At 72.8% G+C, this 22,477-nt stretch carries 19 protein-coding genes; 3 read left to right on the plus strand and 16 right to left on the minus strand.

What is annotated here, in order from left to right:
- Nucleotides 1-482: 482 nt before the first annotated feature.
- The 10 genes from tyrS to argC form a co-directional block, all read right to left on the minus strand.
- Entirely contained in the window at nt 483-1,760 is a 1,278-nt protein-coding gene (gene tyrS / locus IE99_RS0121395) for a tyrosine--tRNA ligase (protein ID WP_030173661.1), read from the minus strand.
- A gap of 97 nt (nt 1,761-1,857) precedes the next feature.
- A complete protein-coding gene (locus IE99_RS0121400; RefSeq protein ID WP_030173663.1) occupies nt 1,858-2,490 on the minus strand; it encodes a DNA-3-methyladenine glycosylase in 633 nt (210 codons plus the stop codon).
- A 126-nt stretch (nt 2,491-2,616) separates the two neighbouring features.
- Nucleotides 2,617-4,032 (minus strand): argininosuccinate lyase, encoded by a 1,416-nt coding sequence (argH, locus tag IE99_RS0121405; protein WP_030173665.1) that lies wholly within the window; start codon nt 4,030-4,032, stop codon nt 2,617-2,619.
- Nucleotides 4,033-4,144: 112 nt separating this feature from the next.
- On the minus strand, nt 4,145-5,347 hold the full coding sequence (locus tag IE99_RS0121410) for an argininosuccinate synthase (protein WP_030173668.1): 1,203 nt from the start codon (nt 5,345-5,347) through the stop codon (nt 4,145-4,147).
- A 72-nt stretch (nt 5,348-5,419) separates the two neighbouring features.
- Entirely contained in the window at nt 5,420-5,938 is a 519-nt protein-coding gene (locus IE99_RS0121415) for an arginine repressor (RefSeq protein ID WP_030173670.1), read from the minus strand.
- Complete coding sequence (gene argF, locus IE99_RS0121420) at nt 5,935-6,852, minus strand: ornithine carbamoyltransferase (RefSeq protein ID WP_030173671.1); 918 nt, start codon at nt 6,850-6,852, stop codon at nt 5,935-5,937. Before argF ends, IE99_RS0121415 begins: the two co-directional genes overlap by 4 nt.
- Before the next feature lies 1 nt (nt 6,853).
- Nucleotides 6,854-8,008 (minus strand): acetylornithine transaminase, encoded by a 1,155-nt coding sequence (locus IE99_RS0121425; RefSeq protein WP_051712988.1) that lies wholly within the window; start codon nt 8,006-8,008, stop codon nt 6,854-6,856.
- A gap of 32 nt (nt 8,009-8,040) precedes the next feature.
- Nucleotides 8,041-8,973 carry an acetylglutamate kinase gene (gene argB / locus IE99_RS0121430; protein ID WP_030173673.1) on the minus strand — a complete coding sequence of 311 codons (933 nt, stop codon included), beginning with the start codon at nt 8,971-8,973 and terminating at the stop codon, nt 8,041-8,043.
- The gene (gene argJ / locus IE99_RS0121435) at nt 8,970-10,127 is read right to left on the minus strand and encodes a bifunctional glutamate N-acetyltransferase/amino-acid acetyltransferase ArgJ (RefSeq protein ID WP_030173675.1); all 1,158 of its coding nucleotides are present in this window, start codon (nt 10,125-10,127) and stop codon (nt 8,970-8,972) included. Before argJ ends, argB begins: the two co-directional genes overlap by 4 nt.
- The gene (argC, locus tag IE99_RS0121440) at nt 10,124-11,152 is read right to left on the minus strand and encodes an N-acetyl-gamma-glutamyl-phosphate reductase (protein WP_030173677.1); all 1,029 of its coding nucleotides are present in this window, start codon (nt 11,150-11,152) and stop codon (nt 10,124-10,126) included. Before argC ends, argJ begins: the two co-directional genes overlap by 4 nt.
- A 133-nt stretch (nt 11,153-11,285) precedes the next feature.
- On the opposite strand from argC, the gene IE99_RS30575 reads away from it, so the two are divergent.
- Genes IE99_RS30575 through IE99_RS0121455 form a run of 3 tightly spaced genes read left to right on the plus strand, consistent with a single transcriptional unit; the run spans nt 11,286 to nt 13,602 of the window.
- On the plus strand, nt 11,286-11,801 hold the full coding sequence (locus tag IE99_RS30575) for a MarR family winged helix-turn-helix transcriptional regulator (protein WP_051712966.1): 516 nt from the start codon (nt 11,286-11,288) through the stop codon (nt 11,799-11,801).
- Nucleotides 11,798-12,766, plus strand: a complete 969-nt coding sequence (locus tag IE99_RS0121450; RefSeq protein WP_030173682.1) for an ABC transporter ATP-binding protein — start codon at nt 11,798-11,800, stop codon at nt 12,764-12,766. The genes IE99_RS30575 and IE99_RS0121450 overlap by 4 nt, the downstream gene beginning before the upstream one ends.
- Nucleotides 12,763-13,602 (plus strand): ABC transporter permease, encoded by an 840-nt coding sequence (locus IE99_RS0121455; RefSeq protein ID WP_030173685.1) that lies wholly within the window; start codon nt 12,763-12,765, stop codon nt 13,600-13,602. Before IE99_RS0121450 ends, IE99_RS0121455 begins: the two co-directional genes overlap by 4 nt.
- A gap of 430 nt (nt 13,603-14,032) precedes the next feature.
- Here the strand turns inward: IE99_RS0121455 and IE99_RS0121460 are convergent, their stop codons facing one another.
- The 6 genes from IE99_RS0121460 to IE99_RS0121485 form a co-directional block, all read right to left on the minus strand.
- The gene (locus tag IE99_RS0121460; RefSeq protein WP_030173688.1) at nt 14,033-14,767 is read right to left on the minus strand and encodes a DUF7873 family protein; all 735 of its coding nucleotides are present in this window, start codon (nt 14,765-14,767) and stop codon (nt 14,033-14,035) included.
- A gap of 56 nt (nt 14,768-14,823) precedes the next feature.
- Nucleotides 14,824-16,455 carry an ABC-F family ATP-binding cassette domain-containing protein gene (locus tag IE99_RS0121465; protein WP_030173691.1) on the minus strand — a complete coding sequence of 544 codons (1,632 nt, stop codon included), beginning with the start codon at nt 16,453-16,455 and terminating at the stop codon, nt 14,824-14,826.
- Nucleotides 16,456-16,715: 260 nt separating this feature from the next.
- Nucleotides 16,716-19,193 (minus strand): phenylalanine--tRNA ligase subunit beta, encoded by a 2,478-nt coding sequence (pheT, locus tag IE99_RS0121470; RefSeq protein WP_030173694.1) that lies wholly within the window; start codon nt 19,191-19,193, stop codon nt 16,716-16,718.
- Entirely contained in the window at nt 19,193-20,302 is a 1,110-nt protein-coding gene (gene pheS / locus IE99_RS0121475) for a phenylalanine--tRNA ligase subunit alpha (protein WP_030173697.1), read from the minus strand. The genes pheT and pheS overlap by 1 nt, the downstream gene beginning before the upstream one ends.
- A 146-nt stretch (nt 20,303-20,448) precedes the next feature.
- Nucleotides 20,449-21,588 carry a PAS domain-containing sensor histidine kinase gene (locus tag IE99_RS0121480; protein WP_425423847.1) on the minus strand — a complete coding sequence of 380 codons (1,140 nt, stop codon included), beginning with the start codon at nt 21,586-21,588 and terminating at the stop codon, nt 20,449-20,451.
- Between the two features lie 93 nt (nt 21,589-21,681).
- Nucleotides 21,682-22,149 carry an STAS domain-containing protein gene (locus tag IE99_RS0121485; RefSeq protein WP_051712968.1) on the minus strand — a complete coding sequence of 156 codons (468 nt, stop codon included), beginning with the start codon at nt 22,147-22,149 and terminating at the stop codon, nt 21,682-21,684.
- Nucleotides 22,150-22,477: the final 328 nt, after the last annotated feature.

Here is a 22,477-nt window from a genome sequence, read left to right on the forward strand (position 1 = left end):
CCCGGCCCCAAAAGACCGGATCGATAAAGGCACTGGCTTTTAACACGCTGTTGAGTTCTCAAGAAACGGACACCCACCGCGCTCGACCCGCATCCGCGAGTCTCGCCCCGGGGCAACCCTTCTAGCCTATCCGAGCCGCCTGGTTTGTCAAACTCTGGGCGGTTCGTCCCTCCACGTCCCATTTGGGCACGCCGAACGGCGATCCATCTGATCTTTGGAGGTGTCCCCCGGGGCCGGCCGCCTTCTCTGCGTCCCGCTCCCCCGTGGGGCGTATAGAACGATAGGCCCCTCCGGCGAGGTGGTCAAATCGACCGCTCCATCCTTCGAAACCCCAGGTGAGGCAGGCTTTTCCGAGGTTTGGACGGCGTCTGTGACGCCGCACCGTGACCGCAATGTGACGTAGATCTACCGAGTCTCGACCAGGAAATGGTGAACGCCCGCCCGGATCGCTCCGGACGAGCGTCACGCCGAGCCGTGCGGCGTCAGGGGGCGGCCACGGCGACCCCGCCCACGTTGCGCTTGCCCCGCCTCAGCACGAGGTAGCGCCCGTGCAGGAGGTCCGACGCGGTCGGCGCCGCGTCCTCGGACTCGACCTTCGCGTTGTTCAGGTAGGCGCCGCCCTGCGCGATCGCGCGCCGCGCCTCCGACTTGCTCTTGCACAGGCCGGAGGCTGCGAGCAGGTCAGCGACGGTGGGCAGCTCGCCGGGCGGCACCTCGGCGCGCGGGACCTCCGCGAGGGCTGAGCGCAGGGTCCGCTCGTCCAGCTCCTCCAGGGCGCCCTGCCCGAACAGGGCCTTGGACGCGGCGATGACGCTCGCGGTCTCGGCGGCGTCGTGGACGAGGGTCGTCATCTCCTCGGCCAGCGCGCGTTGCGGGATCCGCGCGGCGGGACGTTCCGCGCCCTGCTTGATCAGGTCCTCGATCTCCTCGCGGGAGCGGAAGCTGAAGACCTTGAGGAACTTCTCGACGTCCCGGTCGTCGGCGTTGATCCAGAACTGGTAGAACGCGTACGGCGAGGTCAGCTCGGGGTCGAGCCAGTAGGTCTCCCCGCCTGCCGTCTTGCCGAACTTGGATCCGTCCGCCTTGGTCAGCAGCGGTGTGGTCAGGGCGTGCGCGCTGCCGCCCTCGACGCGCCGGATGAGGTCGACGCCCGCCGTGAGGTTGCCCCACTGGTCGCTGCCGCCCGTCTGGAGCCGGCACCCGTACCGCCGGTACAGCTCCAGGAAGTCCATGGACTGGAGCAGGACGTAGCTGAACTCGGTGTAGCTCATCCCGGACGTGTCGAGCCGTGCCCTGACGGTCTCCCGGGCCAGCATCTTGTTGACCGGGAAGTGCTTGCCGATGTCGCGGAGGAACTCGATCGCGGTCATCGGGCCGGTCCAGTCGAGGTTGCTGACCATGGTGGCGCCGGTCGGGCCCTCGTCGAAGTCGAGGAACTTCGACACCTGGGCGCGGATCCGCTCGACCCAGCCGGCGACGGTGTCCTCGGAGTTCAGTACGCGCTCGGCGCTCTTTCCGCTCGGGTCGCCGATGAGGCCGGTGGCGCCGCCGACGAGGCCGAGCGGCCGGTGGCCGGCGCGCTGGAACCGCCGCAGCACGAGGATCTGGATGAGGTTGCCGAGGTGCAGCGAGGGCGCCGTCGGGTCGAACCCGCAATACAGCGTGACCGGACCCGCGGCGAGCAGGGCGCGCATCTCGCCCTGGTCGGTGGACTGCGCGATCAGGTCGCGCCACGCGAGGTCGTCCAGGATGTCGGTCACGTTCTCCCTCGTCTCCGCCTTGCTCTGTGCCGCGTCCACCAGCCTGCCCGATGGACCGCGCTCCACGGTAGCGATATTCGCCGCCCGTCGGCGCCGCTCACCCCTCCGCGGGAACCGCGCGCCGGACCCGGGGGACGTGGGCCCGGTAGGGGGACACGGTGGGGTCGCCGTCGATCCAGAACCGCCAGGGGGTCTCCTTGGCGCTGGACACGCCCGTCCGCGGGCCCGTCCTGATGAGTTCGGGGGCCGGCGCCGTGCCGGCGTGGACGGTCAGCTCCCCGGGCGTGCAGACGTCCAGGCCGTCGTGCGCGCGGTCGATGCCGAGCGCCTGGCAGAGCCGCGCGGGCCCGCGGGCCAGGTCGCGGTCGGACGATCGGGGCCGCCGCGCCCGCGCCGTCTCCACGCCCTCGATGATCTCGCCGGCGCGCAGCAGGACGGCCATGCACGTCCCGTCCGGCCCGCAGACGAGGTTCATGCAGAAGTGCATGCCGTAGGTGAAGTACACGTAGACGAAGCCGGGCGGCCCGAACATGACGGCGTTCCGCCGGGTCGGCCCCCGGTACCCGTGGGACGCGGGATCGAGCGGCCCCGCGTACGCCTCGACCTCCGTGAGGCGGACCGCGACCGTGCCCTCGGGGGTGCGGTGCCGGAGCACCCGGCCGAGGAGGGCGGGCGCGGCCTCGTCCACCGGGCGGTCGAAGAAGTCGCGGGGCAGCAGCGTTCCGTCCATCGCCTCACCGTGATGTCGCCGGGATCCACCGGTTCGCCAGCATACGAGCCGCCCGCGACAGAATCGGTCCCCTGTCCGCGCCCGGCCTCCCCGGCCCGGCGGGCCGGGGAGGCTGCGGACGGTGCGTCAGTCGGTCGCCGCGGCCCACGCCGCGTGATCGTTGACGAGGGCGCGGAGGGCGTCCATCTGCTCGCGGACGCGGTCCGGGGCGGTGCCGCCGTAGGCCTTGCGGGACGCCAGGGCGCCCTGGACGTTCAGGACCTCGCGGACGTCCGGCGTCAGGTGCGGCGACACCTTGGCCAGCTCGTCGTCGGTGAGGTCGTCGAAGTCCTTGTCGTTGACCTGGCACCAGACGACGAGGTGGCCGACGACCTCGTGGGCGTCGCGGAACGCGACGCCGCGCCGGACGAGCAGCTCGGCGAGGTCGGTCGCGAGCGCGAACCCCTCGGGCGCGAGGGCCTCCAGGCGCTCGGTGTTGACCCGCATCGTGGCGATGAGGCCGGACATGGCGGGCAGGACGAGCAGGAGCGTCTCGACGGAGTCGAAGGCGCCCTCCTTGTCCTCCTGGAGGTCGCGGTTGTAGGTGAGCGGGAGGCCCTTGAGGGTGGTGAGCAGCCCGACGAGGTGGCCGATGAGGCGGCCGGCCTTGCCGCGCGCGAGCTCGGCGACGTCCGGGTTCTTCTTCTGCGGCATGATCGACGACCCGGTGGCGTAGGTGTCGTCCATCTCGATCCAGCGGAACTCCTGCGACGCCCAGAGGCAGATCTCCTCGCCGAGGCGGGACAGGTGGACGCCGATGAGCGCGGCCGCGAAGAGGAACTCGGCGACGAAGTCGCGGTCGGCGACGGCGTCCATGGAGTTCGCGGCGGCGGCGTCGAAGCCGAGCTCGGCGGCGGTGGCCTGCGGGTCGAGCGGCAGGGAGGAGCCGGCGAGGGCGCCGGAGCCGAGCGGCGAGACCGCGGCGCGCCTGTCCCAGTCGCGGAGCCGGTCGATGTCGCGGGTGAGCGGCTGGACGTGCGCGAGGAGCTGGTGCGAGAACAGCACGGGCTGGGCGTGCTGCAGGTGCGTCATGCCGGGGGCCGCGACGCCGAGGTTGTGCTCGGCCTGCGCGATCAGGGCGGTCTCCAGCTCGACGAGCCGGGAGACGATCTGCCGGACGGCGTCGCGCAGGTACAGGCGCAGGTCGGTGGCGACCTGGTCGTTGCGGCTGCGGCCGGCGCGGAGCTTGCCGCCGAGCGCGCCGAGGCGCTCGAGGAGGCCGCGCTCCAGGGCGGTGTGGACGTCCTCGTCGGCGACGGTGGGCCGGAACTCCCCGGACCGGCAGGCGGCCTCCAGGTCGTCCAGGGCTCCGATCATGCGGTCGAGCTCGTCGTCGGTGAGCAGCCCCGCCCGGTTGAGGACGCGGGCGTGCGCGCGCGAGCCCATCAGGTCGTAGGGGGCGAGCCGCCAGTCGAACTGGACGCTCACCGAGAGCCGCGCGAGCGCGTCGGACGGGCCGCCTTCGAACCGGCCGCCCCACAGTCGCGTCGGTGCCTTGGTCACGGAAATCCTCTTCTTCCCACCGCTTGCGTTCGTCGTTCAGCGCTTGTGCCTTCGATGCCCATCCCACCACGCCCGGCGCGGCCGCGCGCGCCGGGCGGGGAGGGCGCGCGTGTCAGGCGCCGAGGTCGCGGTCCCGCTTCGCCGCGATCTTGCTCGGCAGGCTCCACAGTTCGACGAAGCCCTTGGCGAGGCTCTGGTCGAAGGTGTCGCCGGTGTCGTAGGTGGCGAGGTCGTGGCTGTAGAGGGACGCGGCGCTGCGCCGGCCGGTGACGACGGCCCGGCCGCCGTGCAGCGTCATGCGGACCTCGCCGGTGACGGCCCGCTGGGCGTCGCCGATGAAGGAGTCCAGGGCGTCCTTCAGCGGGGAGAACCAGAGGCCGTCGTAGACGAGCTCGCCCCACCGCTGGTCGACGGACCGCTTGAAGCGGGCGAGGTCGCGCTCGACGGTGACGTTCTCCAGCTCCATGTGCGCGGTGATCAGCGCGATGGCGGCGGGCGCCTCGTACACCTCGCGGCTCTTGATGCCGACGAGCCGGTCCTCGACCATGTCGATGCGGCCGACGCCCTGCGCGCCCGCCCGCGCGTTCAGCTCGGCGATGATCTGGTACGGGGTGAGGGCCCGGCCGTCGAGGCGGACGGGGACGCCGCCCTCGAAGGCGATGACGACCTCGTCGGCCTCGCGGAGCTGCGCCGGGTCGGCGGTGTAGTCGTAGACGTCCTCGATGGGGCCGTTCCAGATGTCCTCGAGGAAGCCGGTCTCGACGGCGCGGCCCCACAGGTTCTGGTCGATGGAGTAGGGCGACTTCGACGTGACGTCGATCGGCAGGCCCTTCTCCTCGGCGAACGCGATGGCCTTGTCGCGCGTCCAGGCGAAGTCGCGGGCGGGCGCGATGACCTTGAGCTCGGGCGCGAGGGCGGACAGCCCGGCCTCGAACCGGACCTGGTCGTTGCCCTTGCCGGTGCAGCCGTGCGAGACGGTCGTCCCGCCGTACTGCCGGGCGGCGGTGACGAGGTGCTTGACGATCAGCGGCCGGGACAGCGCGGACAGCAGCGGGTAGCGGTCCATGTAGAGGGCGTTGGCCTGGAGGGCCGGGACGCAGAAGTCCCTGGCGAACTCCTCCTTGGCGTCGACGACGACGGACTCGACGGCACCGCAGGCGAGGGCGCGCAGCCGGATGGCCTCGAGGTCCTCGCCGCCCTGGCCGAGGTCGACGGCGACGGCGATGACCTCGCCGCCGGTCTGCTCGGCGAGGTACGGGATGGCCACGGAGGTGTCGAGGCCCCCGGAGTACGCGAGGACGACCCGCTCGCTCATGATCTTTATCTCCCTGGAAAGAATGCGTGGTCTGGTGGTCGTGCGGTGCCGGATGCGGGGCGCGGCGCGCCCCTAGCTTCGTCGTTCGCGGCCGCCCGTCAGCCTGAGCAGGGCCTGGGCGACCTCCTCCCCGCCGTCCGGGTCGCGGGCGATGACGAGGATGGAGTCGTCGCCGGCGACGGTCCCGAGGATCGACGGCCATTCGGCGTGGTCGATCGCGGAGGCCAGGTACTGGGCGGCGCCGGGCGGCGTCCGCACGATGACGAGGTTCGCGGACGCCTCGGCGGACACCAGCAGTTCCGCGGCGAGCCGGGACAGCCGTCCGGCGAACGTCTCGGTGGCGCCGGTGCGGGTGCGCCGGATCCGCTCGCCGCCCTCGCCGGGGACGGCGTAGATCAGGCTGCCGTCGTCGGCGCGGAGCCGGACCGCGCCGATCTCGACGAGGTCGCGGGAGAGGGTGGCCTGCGCGACCTCCATGCCCTCCTCCTCGGCGAGCAGGCGGGCGAGCTCCCCCTGGGAGTGGACGTGCCGCCGGGTCAGCAGCTCGATCACGCGGGCGTGCCGCGCCGCCTTGGTGACAGGCGTGATCATGGGGACCGCTCCAGGAGCCAGATCAGCAGCGCCTTCTGGGCGTGCAGCCGGTTCTCCGCCTCGTCCCAGACCCGGCTCCGCGGGCCGTCGAGGACGGACGCGGCGATCTCCCTGCCGCGGTAGGCGGGCAGGCAGTGCAGGACGATCGCGTCGCCGTCGGCGAGGGCGAGTAGCTCCTCGTCCACCGAGTACGGCTCGTACAGGGCGGTGTCCTTGCCCTCCTGGCCCATGGAGACCCAGGTGTCGGTGGCGAGGACGTCGGCGCCCGCCGCCGCGGCCTTGGGGTCGTCGGTGACGGTGACGGACCCGCCGGTCCCACGGGCGATCTCTGTGGCGCGGGCGACGACCGCCGGGTCGGGCGGCAGGGACGCGGGCGCGCCGATCCGGACGTGCATCCCGGCGGTGGCGCAGCCCAGCAGGTAGGAGTGCGCCATGTTGTTGGCGCCGTCGCCGAAGTAGGCGAGGGTGACTCCGGCGAGGCCGCCCTTCGCCTCCCGGACGGTCTGCAGGTCGGCGAGGACCTGGCAGGGGTGGAACCCGTCGGTGAGGGCGTTCACGACGGGGACGGCCGTTCCGGCCGCCATCTCCTCGATGCGCTCCTGCCCGGCCGTCCGCCACACGATGGCGCTGACCTGGCGTTCCAGGACGCGGGCGGTGTCGGCGATGGTCTCGCCGCGGCCGAGCTGGCTGGATCCGGCGTCGATGATCAGGGGATGGCCGCCGAGTTCGGCGATCCCTACGGTGAAGGAGATCCGGGTCCGGGTGGACGCCTTGTCGAACAGCACCGCGACCGACTTCGGACCGTCCAGCGGGCGGAACGCGAACCGGTCGGCCTTGACGCGGGCGGCGAGGTCGAGGACCTCGGCCTGCTCGTCGGGGGCGAGGTCGTCGTCGCGGAGGAAGTGCCTGTTCACGTCAGCTCTCCTGGGGGGTCGCGGCGTCGAGGATCGCGGGCAGGGCGGTCGTGAACGCGCGGGCGCCGGCGGCGGAGAGGATCAGCGGCGGGGCGATCCGCAGCGCGTCCGGCTGGACGGCGTTGACCAGGAACCCGGCGGCGCGGGCGGCGGCCTCGACGGCGGGGGCGTGCGGCCCGGTGAGGACAGCGGCGCGCCACAGGCCGCGGCCCCGGACGCCGGCGAGCAGCGGGTGGTCGACCGCGGCGATGCCGGCCGCCAGGATCTCGCCGACCTCGGTGGCGTGTCCGAGCAGCCCGTCGGCGTCGATGGTGTCGATGACGGCGAGGGCGGCGGCGGCGCTGACCGGGTTGCCGCCGAACGTGCTGCCGTGGTCGCCCTTGGCGAAGATCACGCCGTGCTCGCCGAACGCGACGCACGCGCCGATCGGGAGGCCGCCGCCGAGCCCCTTGGCGAGGGTCAGGACGTCCGGCCTGGCGTTCTCGTGCTGGAAGGCGAACCAGGCGCCGGTCCGGCCGATCGCCGACTGGATCTCGTCGGCGATGAAGAGCGCGCCGGTCGCGTCGCAGGCCGCGCGGGCGGCCGCGAAGTAGCCGTCCGGCGGCGGGACGACCCCGGCCTCGCCCTGGGTGGGTTCCAGGATGACGGCGGCGCAGTCCCCGTCCACGGCGGCCTTCAGCGCGTCCGCGTCACCGTAGGGGACGAACCGGACGTCCAGCGCGTACGGCCCGAACGGCTCCCGGATCGACGCCTTGCCGGTGAGCGACAGCGCGCCCATGCTCCGCCCGTGGAACCCGTTCTCCGTCGCGACGAAGTACGACCGGCCGTTCGCCTTCCCGTACTTGATCGCGAGCTTGAGCGCGCACTCGTTCGCCTCGGTGCCGCTGTTGGTGAGGAACACCCGCCCGTCGCCGCCCAGCAGGCCGCGCAGCCGCTCGGCGAGCCGCACCTCCGGCTCGTGCACGAACAGGTTGGACGTGTGCGCGAGGGTCGCGACCTGCGCGGTCACGGCCTCGACGAGCGCCGGGTGGGCGTGCCCGAGCGAGCTGACCGCGATGCCCGCGATGAGGTCGAGGTACTCGCGGCCGTCCTCGTCCCAGACCCGGCACCCCTCGCCGCGCGCGAGCGCCAGCGGCGGGACGCCGTAGTTCGGCATGAACGCGGCCTCGAACCGCTCCCTGAGCCCGCTCACGCCGTCTCCTCCTCGGCCGTCTCCCGAACGAGCGGCCCCGCGGGGGCGGGCACCACCATCGTTCCGATCCCCTCGTCGGTGAAGATCTCCAGCAGCAGCGCGTGCGGCTTGCGTCCGTCCAGCACGTGGGCCTGCGGGACGCCGCCGCGCACCGCCGCCAGGCACGCCTCCATCTTCGGCACCATCCCGGACGACAGGCCGGGCAGCAGCGCGGCCAGCTCGTCGGTGGTGAGCCGGTCGATCACGTCGTCGGTGTCGGGCCAGTTCGCATAGAGGCCCTCGACATCGGTGAGGACGACGAGCTTCGCGGCGTCCAGCGCGACGGCGATCGCGGCGGCGGCGGTGTCGGCGTTGACGTTGAAGACCTCGCCGTCGTCGCCGCGCGCGACGCTGGAGATGACCGGGATCCGGCCGTCGTCCAGCAGCGCCCGCACCACTCCGACCTGCACCTCGACGATCTCGCCGACCTGGCCGATGTCGACCGGCGCGCCGTCCACGACGGCGTGCTTGCGCTCGGCGGTGAACAGGTTCGCGTCCTCGCCGGACATGCCGAGGGCGAACGGGCCGTGCCGGTTGATCAGCCCGACGACGTCGCGCTGCACCTGGCCGGTGAGGACCATCCGGACGACCTCCATGGCCTCCGGCGTCGTCACCCGCAGCCCGGCGGTGAAAGTCGAGTCGATCCCGCTGGCCTCCAGCGCCGCGTTGATCTGCGGGCCGCCGCCGTGCACGATCACGGGCCTGAGCCCCGCGTAGCGGAGGAACACGACGTCCTCGGCGAACGAGTGCCGCAGCGCCGGGTCGGACATCGCGTGCCCGCCGTACTTGATCACGACGGTCCGGCCGTGGAACCGCTCCAGCCACGGCAGCGCCTTGATCAGCGTCTCGGCCTTCGCCATCACGCCCGCCCGGCCGTTCGTCCCGGTCATGTCGAGTACGCCGAGTTCTCGTGGACGTACTCGGCCGTGAGGTCGGTCGTCCAGACGGTGGCGGTGGCGGGGCCGGCGGACAGGTCCACGGTGATCGCCACGTCGCGGGGGCGGAGGTCGACCTTGTCGCGGTCGTCGCCGAACGAGCCGTTCCGGCACACCCACACGCCGTTGATCGCCACGCTGACCTGGTCGGGGTCGAACTCGGCGTCGGTGGTGCCGACGGCCGACAGGACGCGGCCCCAGTTCGGGTCCTCGCCGTGGATGGCGCACTTCAGCAGGTTGTTGCGGGCGATCGAGCGGCCCACGGTGACCGCGTCGTCCTCGGACGCGGCGCCGACGACCTCGATCGCGATGGCCTTGGACGCGCCCTCGGCGTCCACGAGGAGCTGCCGGGTCAGGTCGGCGCACACCTCGGTGAGCAGCGCGGTGAACTCGTCCTCGGACGGGACGACCTCGGCGGCGCCGGACGCCAGCAGCAGGACGGTGTCGTTGGTCGACATGCAGCCGTCGGAGTCGAGCCGGTCGAGCGTCACGCCGGTCGCCGCGCGCAGCGCCCGGTCGAGGGTCTCGGCGGGCAGGTCGGCGTCGGTGGTGATGACGCACAGCATCGTGGCGAGGGACGGGGCGAGCATCCCGGCGCCCTTCGCCATCGCGCCGATCATGTAGCCGGTGGCGCCCTGCCGGAACGAGATCTTCCCGACGGTGTCGGTCGTGCGGATCGCGTCGGCGGCGGCGAGCCCGCCGTCGCCCCGGGACAGCTGCGCGGCGGCGAGGCCGAGGCCGGGCAGCAGCGCGTCCATCGGCAGCCGCGTGCCGATCAGGCCGGTGGAGCAGACCGCGATCTCGCCCGCCGAGTCGTCCAGCAGCTCGGCGGCCTTCTCGGCGGTGGCGTGGGTGTCCTGGAAGCCAGGCGCGCCGGTGCAGGCGTTGGCCCCGCCGGAGTTCAGCACGACCGCGCGGACGCGCCCGCCCTTGACGACCTGCTCCGACCACAGCACCGGCGCGGCCTTCACCCGGTTGCGGGTGAAGACGCCGGCGGCCGCGCGGGACGGCCCGTCGTTGACGACGAGGGCGAGGTCGCGGGTGCCGCTCTCCTTCAGCCCGGCGACCACGCCGGCGGCGCGGAAGCCCCGGGGGGCGGTGACGCTCAAGGGGACACTCCGATCGTGGTGAGCCCGAGTTCTTCGGGGAGTCCGAGGGCGAGGTTGGCGCTCTGCACGGCGCCGCCCGCGGTGCCCTTGGTGAGGTTGTCGAGGGCGGCGACGGCGACGATGCGTCCGGCGGCCTCGTCCAGGACCACCTGGACGAGCGCGGTGTTCGCGCCCAGGGTCATGGACGTGGCGGGCCACCGCCCCTCCGGGAGGAGGTGGGCGAACGGCTCGCCGGCGTAGGCGGTGGCGTAGGCGTCCCGCAGGGTCGCGGCGGTCACGCCGGGGCGGGCCTTCGCCGTGCAGGTGGCGAGGATGCCGCGGCTCATCGGCGCGAGCGTCGGGGTGAACGACACGGTGACCGGCTCGCCCGCGACGGCACTGAGGTTCTGCGCCATCTCGGGGGTGTGGCGGTGGACGCCACCGACCCCGTACGCGCTGACCGAGCCCATGACCTCGCTGCCGAGCAGGTGCGGCTTGAGCGACCGTCCGGCGCCGGAGGCGCCGGACGCGGCGACCACGACGACGTCGGGTTCGGCGAGACCGGCGGCGAACGCGGGGAGCAGCGCGAGGGTGGCGGACGTCGGATAGCAGCCGGGGACGGCGATCCGCCTGGTACCGCGCAGGACGTCCCGCTGCCCGGGGAGTTCGGGGAGGCCGTAGGGCCAGGTGCCCGCGTGGGGCGAGCCGTAGAACCTCTCCCACGCGGCGGGGTCGGTGAGCCGGAAGTCGGCGCCGCAGTCGACGATCAGGACGTCGTCGCCGAGCCGCTCCGCGAGCGCGGCGGACTGCCCGTGCGGCAGCCCGAGGAACACGACATCGTGGTCGGCGAGGACCTCCGGGGTGGTGGGTTCCAGGACGCGCCCGGCCAGGGAGCGCAGGTGGGGCTGGTGCGCGCCCAGCTCGGTGCCCGCGTTGGAGCCCGCGGTGAGCGCGCCGATCTCGAACTCGGGGTGTCCCGCCAGGATGCGCAGCACCTCGCCGCCCGCGTAGCCGCTGGCGCCGGCGACGGCCGTCCGGATTCCCATGATCCCCCTTCGGAAGCGATCAGCAAGATTATGCATGAGAACGCATGTCTATTCAACAATTTTGGGACCCGATCAGGATATTTCGGCACCTAATGATTTGCCCTCTAACTTTCAGGCGGCTAACCTCACCGCCATGAAGGAACTCGGCTTCGGCGACCTCCTGGACATCGGGCCCATGGAGGAGTGGCCGATCGGGCGGCTGTTCGCGGTCGCCTCCCGCCTGTCGGGCCCCGCCGTCTGGCGCACCATCGAGCGGCACGGCCTCAGCCCCACCGGGTTCTTCCTGCTGCGCATCCTCGTCGTCGAGGACGGCCTGCGCGCCGGCGAGATCGCCAAGCGGCTGATGGTGACGCCCGCGTCCGTCACCTCGGTCGTCGACACGCTGGAGCGCAACGGCCACGTCGTCCGGGAGCGCAGCCACCGCGACCGGCGCGGCGTGCTCATCCGCATCACCGACTCCGGCCGCCGCCTCATCGCGGAGAAGTCCGGGCCCATCGGCCGCGACCTCGGCCGCCTCTACGGCTTCATCGACCCGGCCGACGAGCCCGCCGTCCGCCGGTTCCTGCTCGGCCTGATCCAGCAGTTCGACAGCCACTCCCCCGAACGGTTCTGCGCCCCCGAGGGGGACGCGAAGGGAGACGACACGTGACCGCACCGCCCGGGGCCGCCGTCCGCACGGCCGGCCTCCAGAAGACCTACCCGGCATCCGGCCCGCGACCCGCCGTGCCCGCCGTCCAGGGCATCGACCTGGACGTCCCGCGCGGCGAGTTCTTCGGGCTCCTCGGCCCGAACGGCGCCGGCAAGTCGACCACCATCGGCATGCTCACCACCCTCGTCGTCCCGACCGGCGGCACCGCGCACGTCTGCGGGCTGGACGTCGTGCGGGACGCCGTCGAGATCAAGCGGCGGATCGGCGTCGTGTCGCAGAACAACACCCTCGACAGCGACCTCACCGTCGCCGAGAACCTGGAGTTCCGCGGCCGGTTCTTCGGCCTCGGCGCCCGCGAGGCCCGCAAGCGCGCCGACGAACTGCTCGAGCTGTTCGGGCTGGGCGACACGCGCGGCGGCAACCCGTTCGAGATCTCCGGCGGGCAGGCCAAACGGGTCATGATCTGCCGGGCGCTCGTCCACGGCCCCGAGGTCCTGTTCCTGGACGAGCCGACCGCCGGCCTCGACCCGCAGACCCGCACCAACCTGTGGGAGGTGCTGCGCGAACTGCAGGCGTCCGGCCAGACCATCCTGCTCACCACCCACTACATGGAGGAGGCCGAGGCGCTCTGCGACCGGGTCGCGGTCGTCGACCACGGCAAGATCCTCGCCAGCGGCACCGTCGACCAGCTGAAGGGCACCGCGGGCGCCGACACCGTCATCACCGTCGCCTACGACGCGCCCCCGCCCGACCGGATCCACGCCCTCGCCGACCGGACCGGCATCAGCAAGGTCGAGATCAACGGCGGCCAGGTCCGGGTCTTCGCCACCGAACCGGACGGACTGCTCGGCGAGCTCGTCGCCCTCGGGGCCGCGGAGGGCGTCGGCGTCACCGACGCCAGCCAGCTGCGCCCCAGCCTGGAGACCGTCTTCCTCACCCTCACCGGAAGGGACTACCGCGAGTGACCGCACCCGTCCTGGCCCCGCCGCCCCCGGCGCGGGCGACGCTGCCCCGCACGTTCGCGGCGATGATGGCCCGCGAGGCGCGGGTCATGCGCAAGAACTTTTTGTCGACGTTCGTCCGGGTGCTGGTGCAGCCGGTCATGTTCGTCTTCGTGTTCGCCTACGTCCTGCCGAAGCTCGGCGGCGGCGCGATGGCGGGCGGCCCCGGCGGGCCCACGTTCTCCACGATCCTCGTGCCCGGCCTCGTCGGCTCGTCCATCATCATGCAGGCGATGATGGCGGTGATCTTCCCGCTGATGATGGAGCTGAACTGGCAGAAGTCCATCACCGACCGGGCGCTCGCGCCGGTCCCGATCCCGCTGCTGGCCGTCCAGAAGATCCTCGCGGCGGCGCTGCAGGGCCTCATCGGCGGGCTCCTGGTGTTCCCCGCCGTGCTGTTCATCCACGCCGACGGCCAGGCGCCCGAGGTGCACGTGGCGAACTGGCCGGTGCTGATCGTCGTGATGCTCGCCGGATCGCTGCTCGCGGCGGCGGGCGGGCTGCTGCTCGGCACCCTGCTCAACCCGCAGAAGGTGCAGGTGCTGTTCGCCATCGTCCTGCTGCCCATGACGATGCTCGGCTGCGTCTACTACCCGTGGTCGGCGCTTGAGGACATCCGCTGGCTGCAGATCGTCAGCCTGTTCAACCCGCTCGTCTACATCAGCGAGGGGCTGCGGGCCGCCCTCACCCCGGACATCCCCCACATGCCCGCGTGGGCGTTCCTGCTCGCCGTCCTCGGCGGGACGGTCCTACTGACCTGGGCGGCGACCCGCACCTTCACCAAGCGCGTCCTGACCTGAGCCGGCCGCGCCGGGCGCAGGAGCGGGGACCGGGGGTTTAGCCGCCCCCCGGTCCCCTGGGCTGCCGCCCGTTCGGCACGCCGGCACGTGGATGGACGCGGATCATGCTCAAGCCCTCGCGCGTTACCTTTACGCCATCGCTCCATGAAGCGGAGCGAGCCGGAATCGAACCAGCATCTCGATGGTCATCGTCCACGTCCGCGCGATCCGGCGATCGGCGGCGAATGCTGAAACTGGAGCGAGAGTCTGAGATTGAGCGGGCGGCCGCCTCTACCGGTTGGGCCACCCCGGCGCGAATGCCGGGGGCGGGATTCGAACCCGCACTGTCACACGCCCTGATCAGCTTCGACTTCAGCTTCAGATTGCGCTCCATGCGCACCCCCCGCGCTCTGACGGGGGGATCCTATTCAGTTGTCGGGTGGCTCATCGGTCAGGCGAAGAGGTACCGGAAGACCGCCTCGCCGACGTTCCGGTCGGTCACCTCGGCGCCGTTGGCCTCCTCGCGGGCGAACTTCACCGCGTCCTGCAGCCGCTCGACCCGGCCGAGCAGCTCGTTGACGCGCTGAGCCGGAAGCGCCCCCGAGAACTTCACCGTCGTCCAGTGTCCGACGGCGACGTCCTCGTAGTACACCTCGACCTGGGCCGGGTGCTTCTCGGTCGCCTCCGCCTTGACGTGGTTGCGCGGCACCTTCTTGGTCTTCACGGTGCGGACCGGCTCCGTCCGCCACACGTCGGTGGACGGGTCGAACACCCACGTCTCCGCGGCGTCCAGAACCGGCAGCTTCTTCACGAACGTGTGCAGGTCCTTGAGCTGCTTCTCCAGGAACAGCAGGTAGGACACCGGCACGTCGCGCAGGAGGGTCGTGCCGTCCACGGTCACGTCGGCGCGGGCCGTGCAGTTCGCCCAGTCCTTCGTCGCCGTGACATCGAACAGCCGCGTCAGCGACCGCGTCACGTCACCGAGGACGTCGTCGACCTTGACCTGGACGCGGGTGGACTCCGGCGGCAGCTGCTCGCCCTCCTCGTCCTTCGGCTGGTACGTCCGCGAGATGCCGGACAGCAGCGGAGCCTTCTGGACGGCGTGATGCGCCGCGGTCAGGTCCTGGAAGGACTTGCTCTTCACGCCCTTCTCGACCGCGATGATCTGGTTCAGCTTCGTCGGCACCCCGTCCGCCCCCTTCGCTTCTCGGGCACGACCGTAACAGTGATTCATCGGTGACATCACCGCATTAATTCGTCCATCGGCTCCCCTTCTGTGAGGCCCGTCGCCCGGTCGAGGTGCAGGCGGCGGGTGATGTCGAGGGTCCGGAGGAAGCGCAGGTCGTGGCTGACCACGATCAGCGCGCCCCGGTAGGCGGACAGGGCCTCGGCGAGCTGCCGGGCGCTCGCCAGGTCGAGGTTGTTCGTCGGCTCGTCCAGGAGGAGCAGCCGCGGCGCCGGGTCGGCGAGCAGCAGCGACGCCAGGACGGCGCGGAACCGCTCGCCGCCGGACAGCGTGCCCGCGCGCTGGTCGGCGCGAGCGCCCCTGAACAGGAACCGGGCGAGACCCGCCCGGATCTCGTTCGGCGACGCGTCCGGGGCGTGCCGGTGGACGTTCTCCGCGACGGTGAGATCCTCATCCAGGACGTCCAGCCGCTGCGGCAGGTACCGGACGCCCTGCACGCCGATCTCGACCTCCATACCGTCCGGCACCGCTTCCCCGACGAGCGCCCGCAGGAGCGTCGTCTTGCCGGAGCCGTTCGGACCGACGAGCGCGATCCGCTCCGGTCCCCGGACGATCAGCTCGGTGAGCGTGCCGGGCACCGGGTCGGGCGCCGTCAGGCCGGTGACGGTGACGATGGTGCGGCCCGCCGGGACCGCCGTCGCCGGGAGGGCGATCCGGATCTCGGCGTCCTCCCTCACCAGTTCCTCCGCCTCGTCCAGACGGGCGCGGGCATCGGCGAGGCGCCCCTCGTGCATGATGCGGTGCTTGCCGGCCGAGACCTGCGCCTCCCGCTTCCGCGCGCCCATGACGATCTTCGGTTCGCGCTTCTGCTCGTACATCTTGTTCCCGTAGCGCTTCCGGCGGGCGAGCTTGACGTGCGCCTCCGCCAGCTCCCGCTTCTGGCGGCGCACGTCGGTCTCCGCCGTCCGGACGGCCCGCTCGGCGGCCTCCCGCTCGACCGCGAGGAGGTCCTCGTAGGCCGTCAGGGTCCCGCCGAACGTCCGGACGGCGCCGTCCCGCAGGTCGGCGATCGCGTCGACGCGGTCGAGCAGCTCCCGGTCGTGGCTGACGACGACGAGCACCCCCGTCCAGGAATCGACCGCGTCGTACAGGCGGCGGCGCGCGTCGACGTCGAGGTTGTTGGTCGGCTCGTCCAGCAGCAGGACGGCCGGACGCGCCAGGAACAGCGCGGCCAGCCCGGTCAGCACGGCCTCCCCGCCCGACAGGGTCGGGACCGGACGGTCGAGGCCGAGGTGGGCGAGGCCGAGCCGGTCCAGTTCGGCGCGGGCGCGCTCCTCCACGTCCCAGTCGTCACCGACGGCGGCGAAGTTCTCCTCGGTCGCCCCGCCTCGCTCGATCGCGTGCAGCGCGGTGCGCGCCGCCGTGATACCGAGCAGGTCGGAGACGGTGGCGGTGCCGTCCAGGACGAGGTCCTGCGGCAGGTACCCGACCGCACCCCGGACGTCGACCGTCCCGGACACGGGGCGCAGCTCCCCCGCGATGAGTTTGAGCAGGGTCGATTTCCCGGACCCGTTGACACCGATCAGCCCGGTGCGGCCGGTGCCGAACGCGGCGTCCAGTCCGTCCAGGACGGGGGTTCCGTCGGGGTGGGAGAAGGTCAGGTCCGAGCACACGATGGCATATGACAAAGCGGCCTCCACTACGCATGGATGGGATGCGGATAGCTGGAGGCACCGCGCTCAGGGCGCGAAAAAACCCGGCTGGACGAGAGTCAGCACTGAGGTACGCAGGCGCGGGCCGATAACGGCCGTGGCGCGGTGCCGGACCTCAGTTCTCCAATGGACTCCCCAACCGGGCGACGATAGAACCAGGAAAGCGTAAGCGATCACAGCCGAATAAGCAAGGGGCGGCCCGAAGGAATCTTCGAGCCGCCCCTTCGCGCCTGCGGTCAGGTGCCGCGCAGGACCGCGCCGGTGCGCTCGGACGCCACGGCCACCGCGGCGTCGCGGGCCTGCGACGCCTCCTCGGCGGTGAGCGTCCGGTCCGGCGCGCGGAAGCGGAGCGCGTAGGCGAGGGACTTGCGGCCCTCCCCGATCTGCTCGCCGGTGTAGACGTCGAACAGCCGGACGGCCTCCAGCAGGGCGCCGGCGCCGTCGCGCAGGGCCGCCTCGACCTCGGCGGCCGGGACGGCGGTGTCCACGACCAGCGCGACGTCCTGCGTGGCGACCGGGTAGGTCGACACGTGCGGCGCGCGCGGCGTGACCGGCTCGCCGAGGCGGCGCAGCTCCAGTTCCATCGCGCAGCTCCGGGCCGGCAGCCCGTACGCCTTGGTGACGCGCGGGTGCAGCTCGCCCGCGTGACCGACGAGCGTGTCGCCGACGTAGAGCGCGGCGCAGCGTCCCGGGTGCCAGGGGGCGTGCCGGTCCTGCTTCACCGTCAGCTCGACGCCGACCTCCGCCGCGACCGTGCGGGCGGCCTCGACCGCGTCCGCCCACAGGGCCGGACGGCCCGCGCCCCACCAGCTCGACCGCTCACGGTCGCCGGACAGCACGACCGCCACGCGGTGCGGCTGGTCGGGAAGCGCCGCGTCCACGGACGCGACCTCCTCGGCGGTCGGGCCGCGGTCCACGGCGAGGCGCGGCGCGCGGGCCGGGGCGTCCGGGCGGGGCCGGAACACCACGCCCATCTCGAACAGGGCCGCGTCGCCGAACCCGCGCCCGACGTTGTGCGCGAGGGCCCGCAGCAGGCCGGGCAGCAGCGTCGTGCGCAGCAGCGGCTCGTCCTCCGACAGGGGGTTCGCCAGCCGCAGGGTCGTGCGGCGCGCGTCGCCGGCCGGGAGCTGGAGGTCGTCCCAGTCCTTCGCGGCGACGAACGGGAACGCGAGGACCTCGGTGTATCCGGCGCCCGCCAGCGCGCGGCCGACCCGGCGGCGGAGCCGCTGCGCGGCGGTCAGGCCCTGACCGGCGGCGGGGCGCGGCGCCCGCGACGGGATCGCCTCGTACCCCTCCAGCCGGATGACCTCCTCCGCGAGGTCGTTCGGGTCGGTGAGGTCGGGACGCCACGACGGCGGCGTGACCGTGAGCGTCTCGCCGCCCGTCACCGCGCAGCCGACCTGCTCCAGGCGCCGGACGACGGTGTCGCGGTCGTAGGCCACGCCCGCGACGCGGCCCGGGTGGGCCGCCGGGATCGTGATCGCGGCGGCCTCCACCGGCGCCTCGGCGTGCGTCACGCCCGGGACGATCTCGGCGCCGCCCAGCTCGGCGAGCATCCGGGCCGCGCGGTACGACGCGTACAGCGGCAGGTCGCGGTCGACGCCGCGCTCGAACCGGTAGGACGCCTCGCTGTGCAGCCGGTGCCGGCGCACCATGCGCGCGACGCCGATGTCGTCGAAGTGCGCCGCCTCGATCACCATGTCGGTGGAGCGGTCGCCGATCTCGGTGGTGAGGCCGCCCATCGTGCCCGCCAGCGAGATCGGGCCCGAGTCGTCGGTGATCAGGATGTCCTCGGGGTCGAGCGTCCGCTTGACGTGGTCGAGGGTCTCCAGGCTCTCGCCGGGCGCGGCGCGCCGCACCACGATCGGGCCGGTGAGGGCGGACCGGTCGAACGCGTGCAGCGGCTGCCCGAGCTCCAGCATCAGGTAGTTCGTCACGTCCACGGCGAGCGACACCGGGCGCATCCCGGCGCGGTGCAGGCGGACCCGCATCCACACCGGGGTCTGCGCGTCCGGGTCGAGGCCGCGGATCTCGCGCAGGACGAACCGGTCGCACGCGGACGGGTCGGCGATCGCCGCCGGGTACGCCTCGGCGGTCTCGCCGGGGAGCTCCACGTCGGCGGGGTCCTTGAACGGCAGGCCGTACGCGGTCGCCGCCTCGCGGGCCAGGCCCCGGATCGACAGGGCGTAGCCGCGGTCGGGGGTGACGGCGATGTCGAGGACGTCGTCGCGCAGCCCGAACAGCCCGATCGCGTCGACGCCGACGGGGGTGTCGGCCGGGAGGACCAGGATGCCGCCGTGGTCCTCGCCGATGCCCAGCTCGCTGACCGAGCAGATCATGCCCTCGGACAGCTTCCCGTAGGTCTTCCGCGAGCCGATCTTGAAGCCGCCGGGCAGCTCGCCGCCCGGCAGGATCACCACGACGCGGTCGCCGACGGCGAAGTTCGTCGCGCCGCAGACGATGTTCTGCGGCTCGCCGGTGCCGTTGGCGTCGCCGACGTCCACCTGGCAGAACCGGATGGGCTTCTTGAACCCGGTGAGCTCCTCGATCGCGAGGACCTCCCCGACCACCAGGGGGCCCTCGAGGTCGGCGCCGGCGCGGTCGACCGTCTCGACCTCCAGGCCGGCCGCGATCAGCTTCTCGGCCAGGTCGCGTCCCGTGACCTCGGCGGGCAGGTCGACGTACTCGCGCAGCCAGGAAAGCGGGGCCCGCATCAGATCTCCGTCCCGAACGGGAGGGTGAACCGGACGTCGCCCTCCACCATGTCGTGCATGTCCTCGACGCCGTGCCGGAACATCAGCGTCCGCTCCACCCCGAGCCCGAACGCCCAGCCGCTGTAGCGGTCCGGGTCGACCCCGCACGCCACGAGGACGCGCGGGTTGACCATGCCGCAGCCGCCGAGCTCGATCCAGCCCTCGGAGCCGCAGGTGCGGCACGGGTCGCCGCCGGGCTCCGCCGACGCGCCCCGGCACACGAAGCACTGCATGTCGACCTCGGCCGACGGCTCGGTGAACGGGAAGTACGACGGCCGGAACCGCGTCCTCAGCCCGGCGCCGAACATGCCGGTCACGAACGCGTCGATGCCGCCGCGCAGGTCCGCCATGGTCAGGCCCTCGTCGATCGCGAGGCCCTCCAGCTGGTGGAAGACGGGGCTGTGCGTCGCGTCCAGCTCGTCGGTGCGGAACGTGCGGCCCGGCGCGACCACGTACACCGGCAGCGGCCGCGACAGCAGCGACCGGATCTGCACCGGGGACGTGTGCGTCCGCATGACCAGGCCGGACTCCTCCGCCTCGACGAAGAAGGTGTCCTGCATGGTGCGGGCCGGGTGGTCGGGCTTGAAGTTCAGGGCGTCGAAGTTGAACCACTCCGCCTCGACCTCGGGCCCCTCGGCGACCTCGAAGCCCATGGCGACGAACACGTCCGCCATCCGCTCCTGCATGGTCGTCAGCGGGTGCCGGGCGCCGCGCGGGGCGCGGTCCCACGGCAGCGTGACGTCGACGGTCTCCTCGACGAGGACGCGCTGGTCGCGCTCCTCCTCCAGCTCCGCCTGGCGGGTCTTGAGCGCCTGGGACACGGCGCCGCGGGCGGCGCCGATCCGCTTGCCCGCCTCGGCCCGGCCGGCGGGCGGCAGCGCGCCGATCTCCCGGTTGGCGAGCGCGAGGGGGGACCGGTCGCCGGCGTGCGCCAGGCGGACCTGCTTCAGCTCGTCGAGGTCGGCGGCCGCCGCGATCGCGGCGAGCGCCTCGTCGCGGGCCCGCTCCAGCGACTCCGGCTGGAGCGCGGACACCTCGACGGGATCGTAGGACTTGTTGGGTGCAGACATGGTGGTGTGAGACTCCGGTCGGCGTGGGACGCCCGCAGTCTAGTGCGCGGGCGGTGAGGATCCGGAAACGGGACGTACGGCGTGCGCGTGGCGCGCGGCCCGACAGGAACTCCCGATGACCGCCGGTCCGGCGGGACGCGCCGGGCTCAGCCGGCGTGGTCGGGGGCCCCTGCGGGCACGGTAAATCGGAACTCGGCGCCGCCGCCGGGCGCGCGGCGCACCGCGATCCCGCCGCCGTGCGCCTCGACGAGGCCCTTCACGATGTAGAGGCCGAGCCCGGTGCCGCCGCGGCGGTTGCCGCCGGGGCCGCGCCAGAACCGCCGGAACACGCGCTGGGCGGCCTCGGGCGGGATGCCCTCGCCCTCGTCGCGCACCGACACGGCGGCCCCTTCCTCGTGTGCGGTCGGTTCCACCACGATCGTGACGGTTCCGGCGCCGTGCCGCACGGCGTTTTCGATGAGGTTGCCGAGGATCTGGTCGATCTTGTCGGGGTCGAGCCACAGATCGGGCAGCGCGCCCCGCACCTCGAACCGGAACCGGTCCTCCGGGTCGCCGGCCGCGACCCGTCCGGCGAGCACCTTGCGGACGGCCGCCGGCAGATCGACGACCTGGCGGCGCATCTCCAGCCGGCCGGCCTCGATGCGCGACACGTCCAGCAGCTCGGTGATCAGGCGGGTGACCCGGTCGGCGTCGGAGTTGACCGTCTCCAGCATGACGCGCTTCTGGTCGTCGTTGAACCGGTGCCACTTCGCCAGCAGCGTCGCGGTGAAGCCCTTCACGCTGGTCAGCGGCGACCGCAGCTCGTGCGCCACGGTCGAGACGAGGTCGGCGCGGTCGCGCTCGCGGCGCGCGCGCTGCACGGCGTCGCGCAGGCAGACGGTGAACCGCTCGACCCTGCCCGTCCGGTCGCGCCGGTACCCGGCGGTGACCAGCAGCTCGGTGCCGTCCGGCAGGAACAGGACCCGCTCGGGGTGCCGCGTGCGGGTGCTGAGGCCGTCGTAGGGCGCGAGGAACTTCCACCAGTCGCGGCCGTCGGCGTCGTGCAGCGGCAGCACGTCGCGGAAGTCGCCGCCGAGCGCGGACTCGGCGGTGGTGCCGGTCATCCGGACGGCGGCGGCGTTGAACACCACGACGCGGGCGTCGCGGTCGGCCACCAGCAGGCCGTCGGGCAGGTCGTCCGCCGGCCCCGCCGCGGCGCACGCCGCGGGCGGGCGCCGCGCGGCGGGCACGAGCGGCCCGGAACGGGGCGCGCGCGCGGCCACGCGAGACGGTTCCTCTCCGCCCACAGCGGCCTCCAGAACACCGATCAGTACGCGGCCTGTCGACATCAGACTCTAGCCCCAGTCGGGCACCGCGGGGACCCGTGGAACACCCCGCGGCTAGGCGGATGTGGCCCCCGCGACGGCGTCCGCGACGTCCGGGTGCACGACGAACAGCCGGTGCAGCCCGGTGATCCGCAGGAGCCGCAGCTGGGCGGGCCGGACCCCGGCGAGGACGATCTCCCCGCCCGCCGCGCTCGCGTGGTTGTGCGCCGACACCAGCGCGCCGAGCCCGGCCGCGTCGCAGAACGGGACCCCGGCGAAATCGACCACGATCCTCCGGAACCCCGCCTCGTGCAGGCCCGTGAGCCGGGCGCGGAGCGTGTCGGCCGTGTGCACGTCGAGCTCGCCGGTGACCGTCGCGACGGCCGTGCCGCCGCGGACCGCGGACACCTCGACCTCCACCTCGGCCACCGCGCCCTGGGGCCACGCGCCGGGCACGGCCGGCGGCACGGACGCGCCCGTCCGGCACCGTGTCTCCGGCGCCCGCCGGACCTGCCTCCTGCCCGCCCTCGTGTCCTCGGTCATCCCATAGCCCCCACTCCGCGCGGCATCGTCGCCGCCCTGGTCAACACCACCGTAGGCACCCGGTGGAACACGGGTATCCCTCGCACGACCGGTCTTCGCTCCTCCCTGAGAACGAGCCGGTCGCCCGGAACATCCCCGGCCCGGAAGAACAGCCCCGACTCCCCCGTTCGGGCCACCATCCTTGCAGGTCACCGCCGATGAAGCGGGGGAACTCGCGACCGGTTGCGGCCAGTCGATCACAGAACGCGGTCAAATCGGGAAAATCAGTGCATCACACGGTGGCGTTCTTCGCCCCCGTTTCGCGTCCAACGGTTTGTCTCGCCCGCCG

The organism is Spirillospora albida, from assembly GCF_000718255.1.
Lineage (GTDB): Bacteria > Actinomycetota > Actinomycetes > Streptosporangiales > Streptosporangiaceae > Spirillospora > Spirillospora albida.